Source organism: Rhodococcus sp. MEB032 (assembly GCF_030208925.1).
GTDB classification, from domain to species: domain Bacteria; phylum Actinomycetota; class Actinomycetes; order Mycobacteriales; family Mycobacteriaceae; genus Rhodococcus_F; species Rhodococcus_F qingshengii.
This window is the reverse complement of sequence record NZ_JARVSY010000002.1, coordinates 161,568-180,456: the sequence shown is the minus strand read 5'-3', so window position 1 is coordinate 180,456 and position 18,889 is coordinate 161,568. Positions and strand designations below refer to the sequence as shown.

Annotated in this window: 16 protein-coding genes and 1 pseudogene; 9 read left to right on the top strand and 8 right to left on the bottom strand. The window is 59.2% G+C overall.

From position 1 onward, the window contains the following. Positions 1–127: 127 nt before the first annotated feature. Complete coding sequence (locus QRN54_RS03600; RefSeq protein ID WP_285181596.1) at positions 128–1,735, bottom strand: GTPase domain-containing protein; 1,608 nt, start codon at positions 1,733–1,735, stop codon at positions 128–130. Further along, positions 1,732–4,260 (bottom strand): LeoA/HP0731 family dynamin-like GTPase, encoded by a 2,529-nt coding sequence (locus QRN54_RS03595; protein WP_223304483.1) that lies wholly within the window; start codon positions 4,258–4,260, stop codon positions 1,732–1,734. Before QRN54_RS03595 ends, QRN54_RS03600 begins: the two co-directional genes overlap by 4 nt. A gap of 135 nt (positions 4,261–4,395) precedes the next feature. On the opposite strand from QRN54_RS03595, the gene QRN54_RS03590 reads away from it, so the two are divergent. Beyond that, positions 4,396–4,662, top strand: coding sequence for a hypothetical protein (locus QRN54_RS03590; RefSeq protein WP_223304485.1), 267 nt, complete (start codon positions 4,396–4,398; stop codon positions 4,660–4,662). Positions 4,663–4,992: 330 nt separating this feature from the next. On the opposite strand, the pseudogene QRN54_RS33580 reads toward QRN54_RS03590, so the two are convergent. Next, positions 4,993–5,334 (bottom strand): annotated as a pseudogene (locus QRN54_RS33580) (GTPase); the annotation flags it as partial. A 778-nt stretch (positions 5,335–6,112) separates the two neighbouring features. Here QRN54_RS33580 and QRN54_RS03585 point away from each other — a divergent pair. After that, positions 6,113–6,964, top strand: coding sequence for a PHP domain-containing protein (locus tag QRN54_RS03585; protein ID WP_073512494.1), 852 nt, complete (start codon positions 6,113–6,115; stop codon positions 6,962–6,964). A gap of 298 nt (positions 6,965–7,262) precedes the next feature. Here QRN54_RS03585 and QRN54_RS03580 read toward each other — a convergent pair whose 3' ends face one another. Then, on the bottom strand, positions 7,263–7,790 hold the full coding sequence (locus tag QRN54_RS03580) for a CinA family protein (RefSeq protein WP_285181595.1): 528 nt from the start codon (positions 7,788–7,790) through the stop codon (positions 7,263–7,265). A 77-nt stretch (positions 7,791–7,867) separates the two neighbouring features. Then, entirely contained in the window at positions 7,868–9,016 is a 1,149-nt protein-coding gene (locus QRN54_RS03575; RefSeq protein WP_064073391.1) for a glutamate--cysteine ligase 2, read from the bottom strand. Positions 9,017–9,176: 160 nt separating this feature from the next. On the opposite strand from QRN54_RS03575, the gene QRN54_RS03570 reads away from it, so the two are divergent. Then, positions 9,177–9,482, top strand: coding sequence for a hypothetical protein (locus QRN54_RS03570; protein ID WP_007735689.1), 306 nt, complete (start codon positions 9,177–9,179; stop codon positions 9,480–9,482). A gap of 57 nt (positions 9,483–9,539) precedes the next feature. On the opposite strand, the gene QRN54_RS03565 is transcribed toward QRN54_RS03570, so the two are convergent. The 3 genes from QRN54_RS03565 to mbp1 form a co-directional block, all read right to left on the bottom strand. Next, complete coding sequence (locus QRN54_RS03565) at positions 9,540–9,809, bottom strand: DUF7218 family protein (RefSeq protein WP_003943161.1); 270 nt, start codon at positions 9,807–9,809, stop codon at positions 9,540–9,542. A gap of 87 nt (positions 9,810–9,896) precedes the next feature. Continuing rightward, positions 9,897–12,065: a catalase gene (locus QRN54_RS03560; protein ID WP_081558630.1), complete on the bottom strand. Its 2,169-nt coding sequence runs from the start codon at positions 12,063–12,065 to the stop codon at positions 9,897–9,899. Between the two features lie 143 nt (positions 12,066–12,208). Next, positions 12,209–12,445: a microaggregate-binding protein 1 gene (gene mbp1, locus QRN54_RS03555; protein ID WP_003943084.1), complete on the bottom strand. Its 237-nt coding sequence runs from the start codon at positions 12,443–12,445 to the stop codon at positions 12,209–12,211. Between the two features lie 180 nt (positions 12,446–12,625). On the opposite strand from mbp1, the gene QRN54_RS03550 reads away from it, so the two are divergent. The 6 genes from QRN54_RS03550 to QRN54_RS03525 all read left to right on the top strand — a co-directional run bounded on the left by QRN54_RS03550 (position 12,626) and on the right by QRN54_RS03525 (position 18,887). Then, positions 12,626–13,504, top strand: coding sequence for a MurR/RpiR family transcriptional regulator (locus QRN54_RS03550; RefSeq protein ID WP_285181594.1), 879 nt, complete (start codon positions 12,626–12,628; stop codon positions 13,502–13,504). Between the two features lie 163 nt (positions 13,505–13,667). Beyond that, a complete protein-coding gene (locus QRN54_RS03545; protein WP_285181593.1) occupies positions 13,668–14,798 on the top strand; it encodes an ABC transporter ATP-binding protein in 1,131 nt (376 codons plus the stop codon). Between the two features lie 49 nt (positions 14,799–14,847). Then, positions 14,848–16,206, top strand: a complete 1,359-nt coding sequence (locus QRN54_RS03540; protein WP_285181592.1) for an extracellular solute-binding protein — start codon at positions 14,848–14,850, stop codon at positions 16,204–16,206. Between the two features lie 50 nt (positions 16,207–16,256). Continuing rightward, positions 16,257–17,009 carry a tyrosine-protein phosphatase gene (locus QRN54_RS03535; RefSeq protein WP_285181591.1) on the top strand — a complete coding sequence of 251 codons (753 nt, stop codon included), beginning with the start codon at positions 16,257–16,259 and terminating at the stop codon, positions 17,007–17,009. Between the two features lie 24 nt (positions 17,010–17,033). Beyond that, a complete protein-coding gene (locus QRN54_RS03530) occupies positions 17,034–17,927 on the top strand; it encodes a phosphodiesterase (protein ID WP_285181590.1) in 894 nt (297 codons plus the stop codon). A gap of 9 nt (positions 17,928–17,936) precedes the next feature. Then, positions 17,937–18,887 (top strand): carbohydrate ABC transporter permease, encoded by a 951-nt coding sequence (locus QRN54_RS03525; RefSeq protein ID WP_285181589.1) that lies wholly within the window; start codon positions 17,937–17,939, stop codon positions 18,885–18,887. Positions 18,888–18,889 lie beyond the last annotated feature (2 nt).

Here is an 18,889-nt window from a genome sequence, read left to right as displayed (position 1 = left end):
GCAGTCCCTTCTTGGTAAGCCCCGAAAGAGCGTGCCGACGACGATTTCACCGGACAAAAGCGCTGGCCGAGCGTCTACACGCCACGATTGCCGTGCCCGCCAGCTGCTCGTCTCGAGGTGGACTCGCCTACAACAAACCCTCGCCCTCGGATATTGCGATCTGCAATTTCGCGATCGAATCATGAAGTCCTTCAGATAGTTCTGCATGCACACCGGCATCGTCGATTTCGTTCCGAACTTCGGAAATAGCTTCACTCCACGAATCGAGCGCGATTGCGCTCACCGCGGCAGTCAACTTACCCCGCTGCTCGTCCCGCGACTTCTGCTCCTGTGAAGCCACTGCCCGATTCATGCGAACTTCGTCAACCCAAGCGGCGATTTGAACAACTATCGGTAACAGGAAGGCGGCAATGTCGGCGCCGTCGCTCAACGACCACGCATTCTGCTCAGAGCTTCGACTGGCCGAGCCCCGATTTGCGCCTTTTCCGGAAGATGCTCCCTTCGGGCCACGCTCGAAGTCGCGCAATCGCTTGATCAACAACGCTCCGACCATGCTGACGTGGGGGGCAAATGCGGTGAGTTGGACCGCAGCAGCGGGTTCATTGTTATCGGCGATCTTCGCCACAAGCCCTTCAAGCTTTCCCCAAGACGGCTGATTTCGCTGGCGCTCCGCCGATTTCCCTACATCCTGACGCAATCGATCCAATTCACGTTGGTGCTTACCGAACCAATCGACAAGAGTGGGCCGCAGGATCGCAACCACTTCCGATTGGTCCAGTACTCCACTTTCTACGACCCTTCGGGTAGCTTCCCCCAACGCACCGCGTAGGTCGTCTCTGGCCGCGGAGTCGACACTTTCGAGTGCGACAAGCGATTGACGACGACGACCTGCTGTGGCGTCGGCCTGAGCAGCAAGCGGGGCACAAGCATCCAGCTGAGTTCTCAACTCAGCGACAATTCTGGCGACTGTTTGGCGCCAGTACCGTCGCTCAGTCGACGCTCTCAGCGCAACAAAGTCAGATGCCGCGACTCTCTTGATCGCCGCGGAGAGAGCATCCATACCGTCCCACTGACGTGAGTCGTCCCAAACCTCGGCATCGACTTCCCTCGCCGATCCTGCCATCTGAGCAAAATCTTGGGCGACAACGAAAATGGGGTACTCGGCCGACAACTCCAATGATTCGGATAGTTCCACTGCCTTTCGAGCCGCCAGTTGCCTGTACCCCTCGAGATCATCATCCGGATCGATCCCCGCTTCATCGAACCTGGAGATGGAGAACCAAAGGCTATCGGACGTCCATCCGCTCCCGACGATCTCACGAAGCACCTGATGTTCACCGGTTGCCAATTGCGTTGTGACGGTGATGATTGCTATATCGGTTAAACCAATTGCCTCGGTTGCACGTTGCGTGTTCATCACGCCCCGAGCATCTTTCGCCCCAATTGCCAGACCCGGCGTGTCCCGCAGAACGACGCCTGTCAGCTCGACACCATTGACGTCGAATGTCTCGTGCCGGGCACTGATCGTCAGCCAATCCGGCACCCTCACTTCACTATCCACCAACAGACGTCGGATAAGCGAGCTCTTGCCAGTGTCGTACGATCCGAAGATCGTAAACACAGGCGCATCGATCGAGTCGAATTGCTGCCATTGTTCGGCATAGTTCTCTGCGAGGGAACCACCGGGCAGGCTGGCCAGCCATTCGTTGACCTTCAGCACATCGATGTCGTTCATTCACCGCTCCGTTCGCATTCGCGCAGATTTTCAACCTGAGACAGTAACCGTTCGACCTTCGAGAGCGTATCCATCAGCGCGCGTTCTTCATCGGCTGCGACTAGTCGCTGACTCTCGAGCAACTTCGCATATTCGGACAAAGAGGCTGCGGAGACACGAAGGACCGGTGTCGGCCCGTTCTCATCTATGCCGTTCAGTAATTGATGCACGAGATCCGCTGCGGCCTCCTCGATGACCCCCGCCGCCTCACGCCTTTGCTCCTCACGAGCATTCGTTGAGAGTTCACCCTTGACCATCGCGTGTGCATCGGCAGCCACTCCGGCTGCGGCCAGGATCGGGGCAACCTTTGCGACCCTGCCGGCGGCTTTCACAGCTCCCCAAGGCTTGAACTTCACCCCGATGCCCTTGCCGATGGCGTAGACCGTGTCGCGATTCGCAATCGCTCTCACGAATGCAGAGCCTCCCTTGGCCGCACCCGCAGCTATGTTCCCCGCATCCACACCAACAAATTCTGATTCGGGATCCTCGGCACGGTGCCTCACCGTCGTAAAGGCCAGCGCATCCATTTCACGCCCGATTGTCGACGCGTGCGTACGGAACCAAGTCTCGATTTCTTGATGAGCTTTGATCATGAACTGATCGATATCCGAGTCGAGGTCGCTATTCGCCCACAACCCGTTCAAGGCGGCGGGAATGTCCTCGACACCCCCACGATCCTGTCCAACCGCGTAAGCCGTGTACCTATTCGCATAGGGCTCGACGACTCGCTGCGCATCTTGCCGAAGCGACTTCTCCAGTAACTCGGAATCCTGCTGGCAGTTTCGAATTGACTGTTCCAGCGAGGTTCGGGCCGTCTCCTCACCCCGCAACTCCGCAACCTTCTGCTCAATTCGATTGCGCCCCTGCAGCAGCATATTCACTGCTGTATCGAGCTGTGCTCCGCTCACACCGGCACTCCCCGATTTTCTCGAGTACGAGTCGAGCATCCGCACGAGGGGTTCGACACCGTCCCAATCGCGGTGCTGCGCGTAATCTTCACGGCTGACGTCCGTACGTGCGCCGATCTCTCCGAACGGATCACCGGAGAGAACGTGAACCTGGTTCGCGTTCACCTCGATCCCACATGAACCCAACGCCGCAATGAGTTCCGCCTTCTTGCGATCCTTCAACAGAAGGAAGTCCTCCGGTGCGGCGGTGGGATCGACGCCCAACTCATCAGATCGATTGATCAGGTAGATCGTTCGAGTACCTTTGGCAACAGTCTCGTGTGTCCCTTCGACAATCCCTCGGAGAAGGGTCATGTCGCCGATGAGCAAGTTGACGTGCAAAACGACGAGTACAAGCGCAGCCTCGCCGGCAGATTTCAACGCCAAGGCGTCGTGTTCGCGATTGCCACTCTGAAACCCTGGCGTATCGAGCAACTGGATATGTCCGAGGTCGTAACGCTCAACCGCGCTTGTCGCCGCACCACCCCGCACACGGAGGTTCGCAGGAACCTGACCGCTCATCTCCACCAACAAACGTTTGATCAGACTGGACTTCCCCGAACTGTAGTCACCCAGCACGACGATGGCTGGCTTGATTGCTACCTGGCTGTGCGAAGCACCTGACATCTGCGCATCAAGGACGGTCGCGTCCTCGATCTCTCGGATCAGTTCGGCGACAGACGAATCAGCGGGTAGGTCCCATGCTTTCAAAAGTGCCTGCTTCAGGTTCGACAGATCCACGTTGTCCCGTTCTACGAAGACCGGAAGTCGTTCCGTCTCAACCGCATTCTTGTCCAGGGATCCGGACTCGAACCAATCTTCACCCAACCAGATTTTACGTCCGGATACGGAGCCCCTCGCATCTGCTCCGGACGCCCCACCCTCGCCCGGCCGCAGCGCCGAATGGTCGGCCAGGACGCGTGCTTGAGCACGTTCCAAAACCGATTTTGCATCTGTCGCCAGCGGAAGCGACTCCGATGCCTGACGGAGGCGAGCTGCCAGATGAGCTGCGTCCTTCCGATCCTTTCGCAACGCAAGTGCTTCGCCCATCAGTTCTGACAGAACGGGCTCTGCCGCTTGCCAAGACACATCTCGTCCATGCTCGCGCAGTTCCTGCTCGATCCGGTCGTAAGTCCGATGAACTGCAGATCTGGATTGCCGCCCGAAATCGAATCTTGCCAAAGCGCCCTGCTTTTCAGTGCTTGCGGCGACCCGTTCGCCGATGTAGCGACCGGCTTGGGATGCGCCACCCAACCCGACTGCAACGGCCGCGCCCGCCCAACCAACAGGATTCCAGACGTTCGCGACGGCTGGAACGAAGATGGCACCCGCCGCACCACCGGCGGCCATCCCGGCGATCTTCATGGACCTGGCCAGGTTCGACTTCATACGACCTGCATGCCCATCCAAGGTCGCCGAATCGGTCGACGATTCGGTGATGTCGGGCGCCTCGTCGACGCTCGCCAGCTTCAGTTCCCTCATCAGGAATGCTGCCTTCGAGTTCCAAACCGTCACAACTGCCGCTTGGATATCGTTCATCGCGAAAACTGTATTACTGAACAATTCGTCGTCGATTGAGTTGCCACTCTCGAAAACAGTGGCTGCCAGTTCGTCTGATTTCACGATAGAAGCTTCACGAAGTCCCGACAGGTGCGATTTGATCAGGTGGCTCATATGTCGATCGAGCGTGCCTTCGGGAGTTGCTGTGAACGTCTGTCCACGCGTGTCTTCCAAAGCGGACAGGAGATCCAGACCATCATCACGGCCGAGATACTTTGCTCGCTCATCGCCGTCTATATACCCCAAGACGTCCAGGAGTTGGTCGATCTGGCGCTCCGCGGCAGCAACTCTTGGTTCTATGCCCGCAATCATTCGCTCGAGCCTGTCGGCCGTCAGGTCAAGCACACCACGGCAGCCCTCACGCAGCGAGGTTTGCCGTAGCTCGGCACCACCCTCGACTATCGACGCAGCGAGTAGTTCTTCCAGCACCCCGAAGTTCGACCAGTGGGTGAGGTATTCCACGCCAAATTGCTCACGATCCGACAGAAAATTCCGTCCCGCAGGGCCTTTGAACGGAGTACTCGCGCGACCGAACAATGCCCGGCGGCTTTGAACTGCAACGATCGGGGCGAATGGAAGATCAATCTTGGCCAACTCTGTTGCGATCGAATCGACATGCTCTCGAACTGCGCGAGACAGCGATTGGCGCGCAGATTGGCTCGCTACCTTGGCGGGGTGTCGCCAGCGGAGGTTGCGAACGTTCAATACCGCCACGGCTGGCTTTCCGTACGCACGCACCCACTGAGAGACTTTCGTGAACTCCGAATCTTGCTGGCTCTGGCTGTCGAAGCACAAGAGAACCACGTCTGCAATCTCGACGGCTCGCCTTGCGGTTTCCTCGAGATCAACCCTCGACTGAGTGCGCCCCCATCCATTTATCCCGGGCGTATCCCATAACCGGCAGCTATTCCATGCGATCTCTGTGACGTCGGTGGTCCAATCGCTTTCACCAGGCGAGACATAGCCACCATCGAGCCCACCGAACGCTGAGAGCAACGTGCTCTTTCCAGCTCCGGTTCTGCCGAAAAATGCAATGTTGAACGTCGATAACATGCGGCGCTGGTCAGCCAAGTGAGTGCGAAGGCTGCGCTCGAACCCGTCTGCGATTTCGGCAAGCTCAGGGCTGAGACCTGCTCCCGATGTGGCCGCGGAATGTGCTCCGGCAGGCAGTGCAAACTGTTTGACCAGAGAGCTGATCAAGGCGTCGAGTTCTTCCAATTCACGATTGCCACTAGCGACGGCTCGTTCCACTGCGTGTTGCAGCGCCACTCCAGCATCAACCATTCCTGGCCCTTTCGCAGGCTGTTCGCTCTATCGGAAAGGCATCCGGAACTCCGAATTGCAGTTCGCTTGGATTCGGTTCGAATGGCTGACGCAATGCGGGAACCGGTGTTCTGCACTGACGGACAATCACTATGACTAACCAACCGCCAACAAACGACGCATTCCTAATTCCGACTGCCACCCAAATCTATTCCGTCTCCCGACGTGAGCATCGGTATTTGGATTGCATCTTAGATGACCCCACCGACAGGATTCCGTCCTTCTCGGTTTGCACTCTCTGAAGTCCAAATGCGACGCGCGATCCGTCCCGACGAACCCTAGGGTTTTTACTGCGATAACTGTTCCCCTTGCAACAAACTCGCGAACAACCTCTCGAGTCAACTAGCAAGACATGTCGACGAGCGTGCTGTGCGACGGCGCACGAAGGTAGCAACAAGCCCTTCTGGGTATGCCTCAACTCCCTGCCCACGTTGCCGCGAGGAGTTCGATTCCTCGGCCAGACCAAAAAGGTTTGAACTGATATCTCCCGAGCTGGTACGAACTGAACATGCAACTACCCGCGGACAGTCATGTTCACAGCGAGTGGTCGTGGGACACCGGTGGACCGCTGTCGCACGCATCCGGACGAATGCAACAGACTTGCGCGCGTGCCGAAGCAATCGGATTGCCGGCGTTGGTGTTCACCGAGCATCTCGACTTCGATGCTCGGTGGCGCACAACCGCCGCAGATCTGATGCCCCATCAACATCACCTGCTGAGCACCGACGGCTATGTCCGCGCACCGATCCTCGACGTCGACGGCTATCTCGACAGCATCGAACGATGCCGACACCGTTTTCCTGAATTGCGGATACTCACCGGCGTCGAGTTCGGACAACCGCACCTGCACGAAGCGCAGGCGTCGCACCTCCTTGATCTCGGTGTCATCGACCGGGTATTGGGTTCCTTGCACACGCTCGAAGTCGGCGACGATCGGAGTGAACCGAACACTCTGTTTCGAAAGTGGAGCGCCGACGAAGTCATGTGGGCATACCTCGATGAGATCCCGCGTATGGTGGCTGGCTCTCGGACCTTCGAGGTGTTCGCCCATATCGACTACGCGGTTCGTGCATGGCCGATCGAAAGTGCCGGACCTTTCGATCCCCGTCGATTCGAAGAGGGATTCCGAAATGCGATGCGCGCCATCGCCGACAGCGACCGGATCCTCGAGATGAACACCCGTCGGCTGTTGCCCTGGATACCCCAATGGTGGGGCGAAGAGGGAGGTAAAGCGGTGACATTCGGCAGCGATGCACATGTGCCCGAAGCTCTGGCAGCCAATTTTCCGGAAGCGACCGCGATGCTCGCGCACTACGGATTCCGTCCGGGTCAACGTCCCGAAGAGTATTGGACCCGCTGATCCGCCTGACTCCCAGACCGATATTTCCGTGAACTCGGGTTGTCGGAGACGGATCAACCCGCAATAGTCGATGTATGGATCGGTACAAAATCACGATGCCCGACGGCTCTTCGACCGAGGAACCTTTCAATTCCGACAAGGAAGCAATCACTTGCGCAGTGGATGCGAACCGAGGAGTCAGCAAGAACCTCGTAGTCGAAAAATACACGGCCGACGGTCATCTGGTTCCAACCGCGCAGGCGCCTGCGAAACACACAGGTCGTCACAAGAAGAACCGTTCGAAGAGTTGAAAACTCGACTAGTTCACAACTCTCGAACTCGGTGTGTGGCGACCGGATGCGTGACGCAGAAGTTGTTGGATCGCGTGCTCGACAGTTGCACCGAGGACAGCTTCGGGGTCGCCCGAGAAAACCTGCTTCTCCGTTTCGGCGGTCCCATGGTCGACGACTCCGAACCACACAGTTCCGGGTCGAACGTTCTCCTGGGTATCAGGACCGGCTTCACCGGTGACGGCCAGCGTTAGCGACGCACCCATCAGTGTGGCGGTGCTGTGCGCCATGACCCTGGCTGCCTCTTCGCAGACCACTGGCCCGTCCGGAACATGAAGTACGGAATGTTTCACCTCGCGGGTGTACGCGACGATCCCACCACAAAACCACGATCCGGCGTCCGGCGCCTTTCCCAGATGTGCGGCGATGTTCCCGGCAGTCAACGATTCCGCCGTCGCCACCGACAGACCGTGTTCCTCTACTGCCGCAGCCAATTGCCTGCACATATCGTCGAGATCCTTGCCCGACGGAAGCTCGGGTCGTGGATCGCCATTCATATGTTCCTCCTCCTGCAGTCCGATCGGTGACTTCGACAAGACATTGAAAGTTCTCGAATGCCCATTCCAACCGTGCCTTACAGTTCACTGCCCCCTTGCGAACTGCACCCTTCGAAAGTGCGTCGAGCGCACTCGTCGATCACATCAGCTACACGTGACCGACGCGTGAGTTGACGACGCTGCACGATCGCCCCGTTTCCGTTGCTGAACACCTTGTCCAAGGAGGCCGTGACCTGCTCGAATTCTCCGAATGCAGTCAACGCAGGTTCGACGTGATCCACCAATTGCCGAACCGCCTGGTGTGCAGTCAGCAAGCGCACGGATTCCACGTCCAGCGACCTCCCGTCGAGTCCGTCACGCGCCGCCCGCCAGCAAGCCGCGCGGAGTAGCTCGTGATCGACAGCAGGCGCTGCTTCACCTTTCGTGATCGCGGCGGATGCCGTACCGACGAGTGCCTGCACCAGTGTGGCCAGAGTCATCGTCTCCTCCACGGTGGCGGGCACGTCGCTGATCCGAATCTCCACGGTGGGAAGGTGATCCGACATGCGCACATCCCAATAGACCATGTGTGGATCGAGAATGACCCCTGTCTCCAGCATTGCTGCAACAGCATCTTCGTAGTGCGCCACGGACTCGAAGTAGGGCGGCGGACCCGAACTGGGCCATCGGCCGAACAGAACGTAACGCCAACTCGCATAACCGGTATCGCGACCGGCGCTGATCGGAGAGTTCGCCGTCAGTGCCAACAAGGTCGGTAACCATGGGCGCAGATGGTTGATGATCTGGACCGATCGTTCTCGATCTTCCACACCGACATGAATGTGGCAACCACACATCACACCTTCGGTGATCGCTCCGAATTGACCGGCCATTCGCTGGTATCGCGACGTTTGAGTGATCTCGTCTACCGGCGGATCGTAGAACGGCGTCCCGACTGCGATGAGTTGACAACCCACACGGGCAGCGGCGTCGGCGGTGACGGCACGCGACTCACAGAGTTGATCACGAAGATCACGAATATGGTTTCCGATCGACGTGGACGTCTCCACCTGACAGCGCGTGAGTTCGAGTTGCAGCGAGATACCGAGTTCCCGCCCGGCGGCAGCAACCTCGGAGTTGCGCAGAGTGGGATGTCCAGTCTGCGGATCACAGAGCAAGAACTCCTCTTCGACACCGAGAGTCGGTGTACCTACCGAGAATATGTCGGGAGTCGGCTTCGCGTTCATAGGGCTTCCTCGCACCGGTTTTCATCCACATCCGATACTTCGAGCGTACGACCTTCTACCCCTTTCGGCACTACTCCAACCGTTTCATCCAGTGGCCGATCGGGTAGTTGCCCTGTGAACCGACGACGAGCGAAGAATCGCAAGTCTTCATGAGCTCAGGATGGAGTGTGCCGTGACAAACGCGAGCGAAAGTTCACCGGTAGATGACGAACACACAAATCGATCGCACGTAGGGGAGGCAATCAGCGACGGTCGCAACTATCCCGGATACCTGCTGATCGGGCTGGGCCTGGCAACACTCGGATTGACCTTGGTGGCAGCAGGTTACGGATTTCGTGGTTGGGCAGTCATTGCCGGCGTCGTGTGCGTGGTGTCCTTCATCGTCGGAACACTGGCCATCTTGATGGAACACCGACGGGTCAAACGACTGGAAGGTCAGGAACTCTTCGATCAAGAAGGGCACTGAACCGACCGCTCGAGTCGTATTCTGCACAAGCAGAATACGACTCGAGCAGAACACAGCTCAGTGAGTGCGGAGTTGCTCGATCAGCTCACCCTTGTTCAGCTTCGAATAGCCGTGCAGATCGAGTTCCTTGGCACGTTTCTTCAGCTCGTCGACTGTCCACTCCTCGTACGGCGAGGATTGTCCGCCGGACTTGGCGACATTCGACCGCCCTCGATTGGCGGCCGCATTGGAGATTCGGGCCGCCTTCTCCTTGGAATCGCCCTTCTCGCGTAGCTCTTCGTAGAGTTCTTGATCCTTGAGTTGAGGTTGTGAGTCCTTGCGAGCCACTGTTTCGTCCCTTCACTCGTCTTCACTCCGACGGTGTGGCCGAACTGGCAATTCGGCCACACCGCAGGTTCGAACGTACGTCGGCACTCAGGATGTAGGCGGCACCTCGAAACGCCCCCACACGCGGTGCGTCTTCAGAAGCTGAGCCAGCGAGGCGAGCGCTCCTTCCGCGTCTGCATCGACGACGACTCCCAATGCAGACTCGTCGATACCGGCCGCAGCCAGCGCACTCATGCTCTCTCCCCAACCACCAATTGCCTTGCTGTGACGATACATTTCGTTCAGCAGAGTCTCCACCCGTGGATCCAACTTGCCCTCGCCGATCCGAGAAACGTCGCCGCTCAGCAGGATTGCATCGAATTCGATCGAACGAGCTGTGAGGTACGTTCGCTGCACCGTCACCGCGTCGTCACCGTCCCCGATGGTTCCGCCGTGCGGGCCGAGGATCAGCGGCACCATGCCGGCGTCGAAGATCTTGTCTCGAACGGCGACAACCGTTTCGAGATCGGAGTTCTCATCGACCAGTAGTGCGATGATCCTTCCGTCTACCGGCCATTCCGCACCGACCTGGGACAGTGCAGGGCTGAGCTCCGGATCACTCAACGGCTCGGTCGGTTCGGGTACCGGAAGGCCAAGCCCCCCTGCGACGATCGACACGAGACCCGCATCGATGTTCGCCAAGATGCCCAGATTCCGGGTCTTGATGTTCTCCTCGTAGCACTTGCCCAATTCGAAGGTATACGCCTGCGCGACGTGCTCCTGTTCGACAGGGGAGAGACTTCGATAGAAGAGTCGAGCTTGCGAGAAGTGATCGTCGAACGACGCCGGCGCCTGCCTCACCTTTCGCCCTGAAACTTGCTCGGGCACCTCGATATAGGCCGCGCTGTCCGCCGAGGCCAAGAACGGGCACCCACCGTCCAACGAATTGGGATGGTACGGCGCGACTCCGGTATGCACACCGTCCTGATGAAAGCCGTCGCGAAGCATGTCGTTGACAGGCGCGTGAGGACGGTTGATCGGGATCTGATCGAAATTGGGGCCACCGAGTCGCGTGATCTGGGTGTCGAGGTACGAGAACAAACGTGCCTGCAGGAGACGATCGTTGGTGATGTCGACACCCGGAACCAAGTGGCCCGGATGGAATGCAACCTGCTCGGTCTCGGCGAAGAAGTTCGTCGGATTGGCGTCGAGTGTCATCGTTCCGATGACCTGAACCGGCGCGAGTTCTTCGGGCACGATCTTGGTGGGATCCAATAGATCTATGCCTTCGAACATTTCGTCTTCGGTATCAGGGAACACCTGCACGCCCAGATCCCAGGACGGATACGCACCCGCCTCGATGGCGTCGGCAAGATCGCGTCGATGGAAATCCGGATCCACACCGCCGGCGATCTGCGCTTCCTCCCACACGAGTGAATGCACTCCGGCGGCCGGCTTCCAGTGGAATTTCACCAGATTCGTCTCGCCCTCGGCATTCACGAGCCTGAACGTGTGAATACCGAAGCCCTCCATCATGCGATAGGAGCGCGGGATGCCGCGATCGGACATGTTCCACAATGTGTGCGCCGTGGCCTCGGTGTGCAGCGACACGAAATCCCAGAAAGTATCGTGCGCGCTCTGCGCCTGCGGAATCTCGCGGTCCGGGTGGGGCTTCGCGGCATGGATGATGTCCGGGAATTTGATGCCGTCCTGAATGAAGAACACCGGGATGTTGTTGCCCACCAGGTCGAAGACACCTTCGTCGGTGTAGAACTTGGTGGCGAAACCGCGTGTGTCGCGTACGGTGTCCGCCGAACCTCGTGAACCCAGCACCGTCGAGAACCGCACGAACACCGGGGTTCGAGCACCGGAAGCGAACACCGATGCTTTACAGATGTTTTCGGCCGCGCCATTCGCCAGGAACGTTCCGTGTGCAGCCGCCCCGCGGGCGTGGACGACGCGCTCCGGAATTCGCTCGTGATCGAAGTGTGTGATCTTCTCACGCAGGTGGTGGTCTTGAAGAAGAGTCGGGCCGCGCTCGCCGGCAGTGAGTGAGTGGTCGGTCTCGTAGAGACGTGTACCGGTTGCGGTGGTGAGGTACTCCCCCCGCTGGCCGCGACCGTTTCCCTTCACCTTCTCCTCGGCACCCGCGACGGTACGCACCTCCGGCTGCCGCTGGTCATCTTTGGGCGGCAACGGCTGTCGAGGCTTGACCGGCTCTTTCAGGTCGGGCGCTTTCGGGGCCGGTGCACCTGGAACGGACTGAGATGAAGGCATCGAACAGCTCCTCTTGATCGTCATGCTGGGCGCAAGAATCTTGTTACGCCTTATGTAAGTAGAGATTTCAAACTGAACGCGGAGCCACGACTCACCCCCGGGCTGGGATCAATCCCAGGCCGAGGGTGACGAGTGCGTCAGGGCTATTGCTCGGACTTCTGTCGCGCTTCGTCCGCGGCCGCTTCTGCGCGAGCCTTCTCGGCTTCTGCCTCTTTCTTCGCGACTTCTCGCTGGCTTTCGGCCTTGTCCTGCTGGGCGCGGCCCTCTCGGGTCAAACTGTCGTTTCCGGAAACCGCACCCACGGCTTCCTTGGCCTTACCCTTGACGTCCTCTACGACGCCTTTGATTCCCTCGCTGGGACCGCTCTTGTCATCTGGCACGTTGACCCTCCAATACGTTTCGGATTGTTGCTCAGGGATCCCACCCAGGTAGGACTCCCACACAGAAGGCCCTACCCCGTCGAAATTCGCATAAACATCCGTGCACCGACACGGCGCAACGCGTACAAGAAGCGGCCACCGAGAGGAGTGCCGTTCACTCTCGTGTGTTATTCAGTGCTCATGAGCCAGTTACAGACCGATCCCCCCGTGGGCGGAACGCTGTCCACGATTCGCGCGCTTGCGCCCAACCTGGCTCCGAGCGAGCGACGCGTCGCGGACATCTGCATAGCCCGGCCCAAGGAGTTCGCCTGGTGGTCGGCGGCAGATGTGGCCGAGCACGCGTCCACGTCGACAGCAACGGTTATTCGAGCGTGTCAGAATCTCGGATTCAAAGGCTTTCAGCATCTGCGGATGCTGCTGCTCAGAGATCTCGGCGCTACGGAATCACGCGTGCAGGATGCATCGCACACCAAGGACAGCATCGGGCTGATGCAAGCGGTATTCGGCGAAGTGGCGGCCGATCTCGGCGGAGCACTCACACCACTGGATCGCGATGCTTTCGACCAGGCCGTCGAAGCCATCGCCGACGCCGACCGCGTACTCGTTGTGGGAAACGGGGTATCCGGGCCGTCGGCATCCGCGGTGGCTGTGCGGTTCATCCTGAACGGACGGACCGCGGAAGCACCCACCGATGCAGTGATGCAGCAGCTGACAGCCCGCCACCTCACCTCTCGAGACGTCTGTCTGGCGATCAGTGACAGTGGACTCAACTCGTTGACCCTCCAACCGGCCAATGCCGCGAAAGAGGCCGGCGCCACCGTCATCGGCGTGACCGGATACGCACGTTCCCCACTGGTGGAACTGGCCGACATGGGCCTGGTTCTCGGTGGCGGAACCGGGCCGTGGGGCGCGCACGGCGCTTCGGCAACCGTCATCCAGCTGACCTTTCTGATCGGCCTCCAGATCGCCGTCAGTGAACGACGCGGCGGGTCGGCGGAAGCTGCCGCCCAGACCCTCGAGCATGTGATCGGAATCCTCAATCACGGTTCCACTAGCTGAAATTCGGATCCTCCCTACGTTCCGGCCCGAATAGTTGCCCTGAGAATTACGGACATTTACGACGGCGTTCGATCGCCGTTCACCTTCGACTGGCTAACTTCCGATGTAACGAAAATTCCCAATTCGATGCGATTGGGTAACGTCATTTCATCGGGAGAAGCCAATGGGCAGGATTCGAATAGAGAATCTGAGTCGGAAGTTCGCAGATGTCACCGCAGTCGACAACATCGACATCGATGTTCGTGACGGCGATTTCCTGGTCCTCCTCGGGCCCAGTGGCTGCGGTAAGACGACACTGCTGAGGATGCTCGCCGGCCTGCTGGAACCGACCAGCGGCCGGATATTGCTCGACGACGAAGACATCACCACCGCTCCCGCGCGTCGACGCGACGTCGCCATGGTGTTCCAGAACTATGCGCTCTACCCGCACCTCTCCGTGGCAAAGAACCTCGGATTCCCCTTGAAGGTGAAGAAGATCGACAAAGCCTCCGCAGTAGCGCGTGTCGAGGAGGTAGCACAGCAGCTCGAGATCGCACATCTGCTGGAGCGCAAGCCGAAGGAATTGTCTGGTGGCCAGCGCCAGCGAGTGGCGGTGGGACGCGCGATCGTTCGAAATCCGAAGGCGTTCTTGATGGACGAACCTCTGTCGAATCTCGACGCGAAGCTCAGAACGGCGACCCGTCGTGAGCTCACCGACCTCCACCGACGGTTGGGCGCCACCTTCGTCTACGTCACCCACGACCAGGTCGAGGCAATGACAATGGCGACGCGTATCGCACTGCTCAACCATGGCAGGCTCGAGCAACTCGGCACCCCGGAGGATGTCTACGATCGTCCGGCATCGGTGTTCGTCGCAGGATTTCTGGGCAGTCCAGCCATGAATCTTGTTGATGCGAAAGCATTCTCGACTGACGGGCAAGTGAGGATTTCGACAGAAGGAATCGAAGCCTCACTCTGGTCAGGGGAGACCGATTCGCGCGACGTCGTTCTCGGCATTCGTCCCGAACACCTCACACCGATACATCCAGGCACGGATTCCGGAACCAGTGCGCGTATCACCGTCGACGTCACTTCGGTCGAGAACCTCGGAAGCGAGCAAGTGGCCTACTGTCTGGTCGGGTCGACCACGATCTGCGTGCGCGCTCCGCGACCGATCGCACTTCACGAGGGTCGGCCCGCGGTGCTGTCCGCCGAACTGCGCCATCTTCACCTCTTCGACCGATCCAGCGGACGGCGACTCGAATGGCTGGACATACCAGCAACATTGGATCTTGATTCATCCGTTCTCAGCTGAACCTTCAACTCATCCTCTGACACTGCATTCCACCACCAGGAGATTTGTCATGCGCAAAACACGATGGAAGATCGCCACAGCATTGGCGGCATCCCTCGCCCTTGCCGGATGTGCCACGGGAGGTGCCACCACCGGCGGCTCCGATTCCGCAGTACAGGTTCCGGAACTCGACCCGAATCAGCAGGTCGACATCGTCTTCGAGTCCTACAACCTTGCACAGGCAGGTTTGTGGACAGACACCGTCACCGGTCTCATCTCCGACTTCGAGGCCGCCCACCCGAACATTCACGTCAAAGCTCAGCCGCCGCAGAGCGGTGGTGCGGCCGGTTCCGGCACCGCGAGCAGCGTGCAAACACAGATGCTCGCCGGTTCGCCACCCGATGTCGCTCAATTGACCTTCGACACACTTGATTTCGCCGTCACAGCGCTGAAAGCAAGAAATCTCGACGAACTCGTCGGCAAGGACGCAGTGCAGGCGAACTTCGGCGGCGACCATCCCTTCCACCCCAGAGCTGCAACACTCGGCGACTGGAATGGGGAAACCTACGGCGTTCCGTACGTGTTCTCCACCCCGACATTGTTTTACAACTCCACCGCACTGACCGAGGCCGGGCTCCCGGCCGATACCGATCTCTCCACCTGGAGCAAGGTTGCCGCTGCCGCAAAGGCAGTGACCGCCAAGACAGGAAAGCCGTCGCTCGGAGTGAGCTGTTCGGTCAAGGGTGGCAGCTGGTGTATGCAGGCACTCTTCAAATCGGCCGGAGGGGGTGTGTTGTCCGAAGATCGCAAGACCATCGAATTCGGTGAGCCTGCCTCAGTGTCGGCAGTCACCATGCTTCGTGGACTCTACGAGGACGGAGTCTTGGTGAACGCGGATTCGGCCACACAGTACGAAGGTTTCGCAAAGGGCGACATCGCGATCGATCTCAACACGTCTGCGCTGCAAGGCATGTTTGTCAGTTCTGCGGCCAAGGCGGGTTGGGATCTGCGCGCTACCGCAATGCCTGCCTTCGACGATCACGCAGCGGTTCCCACCAATTCAGGTTCGGTCCTCTCCGTCTTCTCGCAAGACCCGGCAAAGGCCCGCGCTGCTTGGGAACTGATCAAATTCATGACCAGCGATCACGCGTACACACAGATCTCCACCAAGATCGGATACCTGCCTCTCCGCTCTTCGCTGACACAGGATCCTGCTGCACTCAAGCCATGGGCCGACAGCAATCCGCTACTGGCGCCCAACCTCAAGCAGCTCGACTCGCTTCAGCCGTGGCAGTCGTACCCCGGTAACAGCTACGTCCAGGTCGACGACATTCTCGCGCAAGCCATCGAGGAATCCGTGTTCTACGGCAAGGACCCGAAAGCGACCATGCAAGCCGCGCAGCAACGGGCTCAGGACTTGATCGGTTGACACGGCCCATTCCAATTCCAGCGAACATCACTTCCGAATCGGGAACAACTATGACTACAGCTCTTCCGGTTCAGCGGGCCAATCGTCGGCTCGACCTGAACGGCACCTACAACTTTCGCGACGTGGGCGGATACGCTACCCGCGACGGCCTCAGCACCAAGTGGAACAAGCTCTTTCGGGCGGACGCTCTTCATCGACTCGATCAAGCTGACCGCGAGATTCTCCGCGCCCGTGGGCTGGCCTTCGTCATCGACCTGCGCGAGCAGGAAGAGTTGGACACAGCACCGAATGCTCTCGGAGGACTGGACCTCCAGCAATTCCACCTGCCCATCTTCGAGAGCGAAATTAACTCTCGAGAAACAAGTTTGGACCTTGCAGCAATCTACGCGAAGGTCATCGATCAATGCGGTGTCCGACTGGTTCGAGCTGTACGCGCAATAGCAGAGTCCGACGACAGCGCAGTACTCGTGCACTGCACGGCAGGCAAAGACCGTACCGGCCTCGTCGTTGCACTCGCTCTGGGAGCGGTCGGCGTTGACTACCGCGACATCGTCGCGGACTATTCGCTCTCGGAGGTCATGTTGGCCGGCGAGTGGGCATCGGCGATGGCCGTCAAGATGCGCGAATACGGCATCGGCGACGGGGAGAACCTCGCCCAGCTCGTCGGGGCAAGCCCGGCTGCGCTCATGCGGGCAAGCCTGCAATCCATCGACGATTCGTACGGAAGTGCCTCCGATTACCTTCTTGCCCACGGAATGAGCTCCGCAGAACTCGACCGCCTACATCTTGCACTGGTCAACTGACACACACTTGAAGGAGAATTTTTCATGTCCCAGTACGGCGAACCCGATCACTACATCTTGCACCTCAGCGATACTCACTTCGTCACCGACGGAGATCTTCTCCACGATTCCGTGGACAGCGATGCCAATCTGGCACGCATCTTCGAGCGACTGGAACGGACTGGCCAGCGTCCTGAGGCTATCGTCTTCACCGGCGATCTGGCCGACATGGGGGAACCCGAGGCATACGTGCGACTGCGCCGGATCGTCGAACCGGCCGCCGAACAGCTAGGCGCAAAGGTGATTTGGGTCATGGGGAATCACGACGCACGCCCGGCATTCCGTAGCGGCCTGCTGGATACCGCTCCGACCCAGGAATCCGTCGACTCGGTGGTCGACGTGAACGGCCTCCGCATCGTCGTGTTGGACAGCACTGTTCCCGGAAGCCATCACGGCCTGATCACCGACGAACAGCTCGCTTGGCTCGAAGAGGTTCTGGCTGTACCCGCACCACACGGAACCCTTCTCGCGCTGCACCATCCGCCAGTCCCGTCGGTTCTGGATGTGCTCACTTTGGTGGAACTGAAGGAGCAGAACAGACTTGCCACGGTACTCGAGGGAACCGATGTTCGCGGTATCCTCGCTGGCCACCTGCACTACTCGACCACCTGTACCTTCGCCGGAATTCCCGTCTCGGTTGCCTCAGCGACCTGCTACACACAGGATCTTCTTGCGAACAAGGGCAGCATGCGCGGCCGCGACGGTGCACAGGCATTCAACATGGTCCATGTGTTCCGAGATCGGGTTCTGCACACGGTAGTTCCGGTAGAGGAGTCGGCAACTGTATACGAAGTGAGCGCGGAGTATCTTGCGGAGGCGATCTCCAAGCTGGTTCCTGCGAGCAATTCGTCCAGTCCCTCTGCTGCACTGGCGAATTGAGTTTCGAACATGTTTGTCGAAGTTCCAAGCACCGGCGGGTCGGAGCGTGCCGTAGCGGCGCGCCCGGCCCGTTCCGGGTGGGCGCCCCGCGCCTTGGTGCCTTACCTGTACCTGCTGCCGGCTGTGGTGCTGTTGATCGCGTGGATCTACAAGCCACTCGGCGAGACTGTCAATCTGTCCTTCTACAAGTGGAACATGGTTCCCACCACTCCCAAAGTGGCTGTAGGACTGGATAATTACACGCGTGTTCTGTCGTTGCCCGAGTTGCATCAGGCACTACGAAACACCGTGGTCTACACACTCGCCTTCATGGTGTTCTCGCTGTTGCTGCCGATCGTCATCGCGTTGGTGTCCAAGCGGATATCCGGACGGTCCAAGACGATCTATCAAGCTCTGATCTTTGTCCCGTTCCTGGTGACACCGATCGCGGGCAGTGCCGTCTGGCGTTGGCTCTTCAATCCCGACGGCGGCGCAATCCCACGGGTGGCCGCAACGTGGGGAATAGAGATGGGCAACATCTTTCGTGATCCGAAATTCGCACTGCTAGGCGTCGTCGTGATCGTCGGATGGCAAATGCTCGGGTTCGGTGTCCTGGTCATCTCGGCTGGGCTTGCCGGCATCAACCCGGACTACGCTTCGGCAGCGTCACTCGACGGCGCATCCGAGGCGACGATCACCCGAAAGATAACGCTGCCACTGCTCTCCCCGACACTGGTCTTCCTCGCCCTCATGACGATTCTGCTGGGTGCGCAGTGGGCGTACCCCGTGATCGACATTCTCACCCAGGGTGGACCGAGCGGTGCGTCCACGAACATCTACTACCTGTTGTACCAGTTCGGTTTCCAGAACTTCGACGCCGGACTGTCAGCAGCCGCAGGCACTCTCTTCTTCATCGGCTTCGGAATCATCGCCGTCATCTTCGTCCGCCTGTCGGACCGACTGAGCTTCTACGACAATTAGGA

Excerpts from the sequence above, each read along its gene's own strand:
- QRN54_RS03595 (WP_223304483.1), bottom strand. The coding sequence starts at position 4,260 with ATGAACGATATCCAAGCGGCAGTTGTGACGGTTTGGAACTCGAAGGCA.
- QRN54_RS03545 (WP_285181593.1), top strand. The coding sequence starts at position 13,668 with ATGGGCAGGATTCGAATAGAGAATCTGAGTCGGAAGTTCGCAGATGTC.
- QRN54_RS03550 (WP_285181594.1), top strand. The coding sequence starts at position 12,626 with ATGAGCCAGTTACAGACCGATCCCCCCGTGGGCGGAACGCTGTCCACG.
- QRN54_RS03600 (WP_285181596.1), bottom strand. The coding sequence starts at position 1,735 with ATGAACGACATCGATGTGCTGAAGGTCAACGAATGGCTGGCCAGCCTG.
- QRN54_RS03535 (WP_285181591.1), top strand. The coding sequence starts at position 16,257 with ATGACTACAGCTCTTCCGGTTCAGCGGGCCAATCGTCGGCTCGACCTG.
- QRN54_RS03570 (WP_007735689.1), top strand. The coding sequence starts at position 9,177 with ATGGAGTGTGCCGTGACAAACGCGAGCGAAAGTTCACCGGTAGATGAC.
- QRN54_RS03530 (WP_285181590.1), top strand. The coding sequence starts at position 17,034 with ATGTCCCAGTACGGCGAACCCGATCACTACATCTTGCACCTCAGCGAT.
- QRN54_RS03575 (WP_064073391.1), bottom strand. The coding sequence starts at position 9,016 with ATGAACGCGAAGCCGACTCCCGACATATTCTCGGTAGGTACACCGACT.
- QRN54_RS03540 (WP_285181592.1), top strand. The coding sequence starts at position 14,848 with ATGCGCAAAACACGATGGAAGATCGCCACAGCATTGGCGGCATCCCTC.
- QRN54_RS03525 (WP_285181589.1), top strand. The coding sequence starts at position 17,937 with ATGTTTGTCGAAGTTCCAAGCACCGGCGGGTCGGAGCGTGCCGTAGCG.
- QRN54_RS03590 (WP_223304485.1), top strand. The coding sequence starts at position 4,396 with ATGTCGATCGAGCGTGCCTTCGGGAGTTGCTGTGAACGTCTGTCCACG.
- QRN54_RS03580 (WP_285181595.1), bottom strand. The coding sequence starts at position 7,790 with ATGAATGGCGATCCACGACCCGAGCTTCCGTCGGGCAAGGATCTCGAC.
- QRN54_RS03560 (WP_081558630.1), bottom strand. The coding sequence starts at position 12,065 with ATGCCTTCATCTCAGTCCGTTCCAGGTGCACCGGCCCCGAAAGCGCCC.
- QRN54_RS03585 (WP_073512494.1), top strand. The coding sequence starts at position 6,113 with ATGCAACTACCCGCGGACAGTCATGTTCACAGCGAGTGGTCGTGGGAC.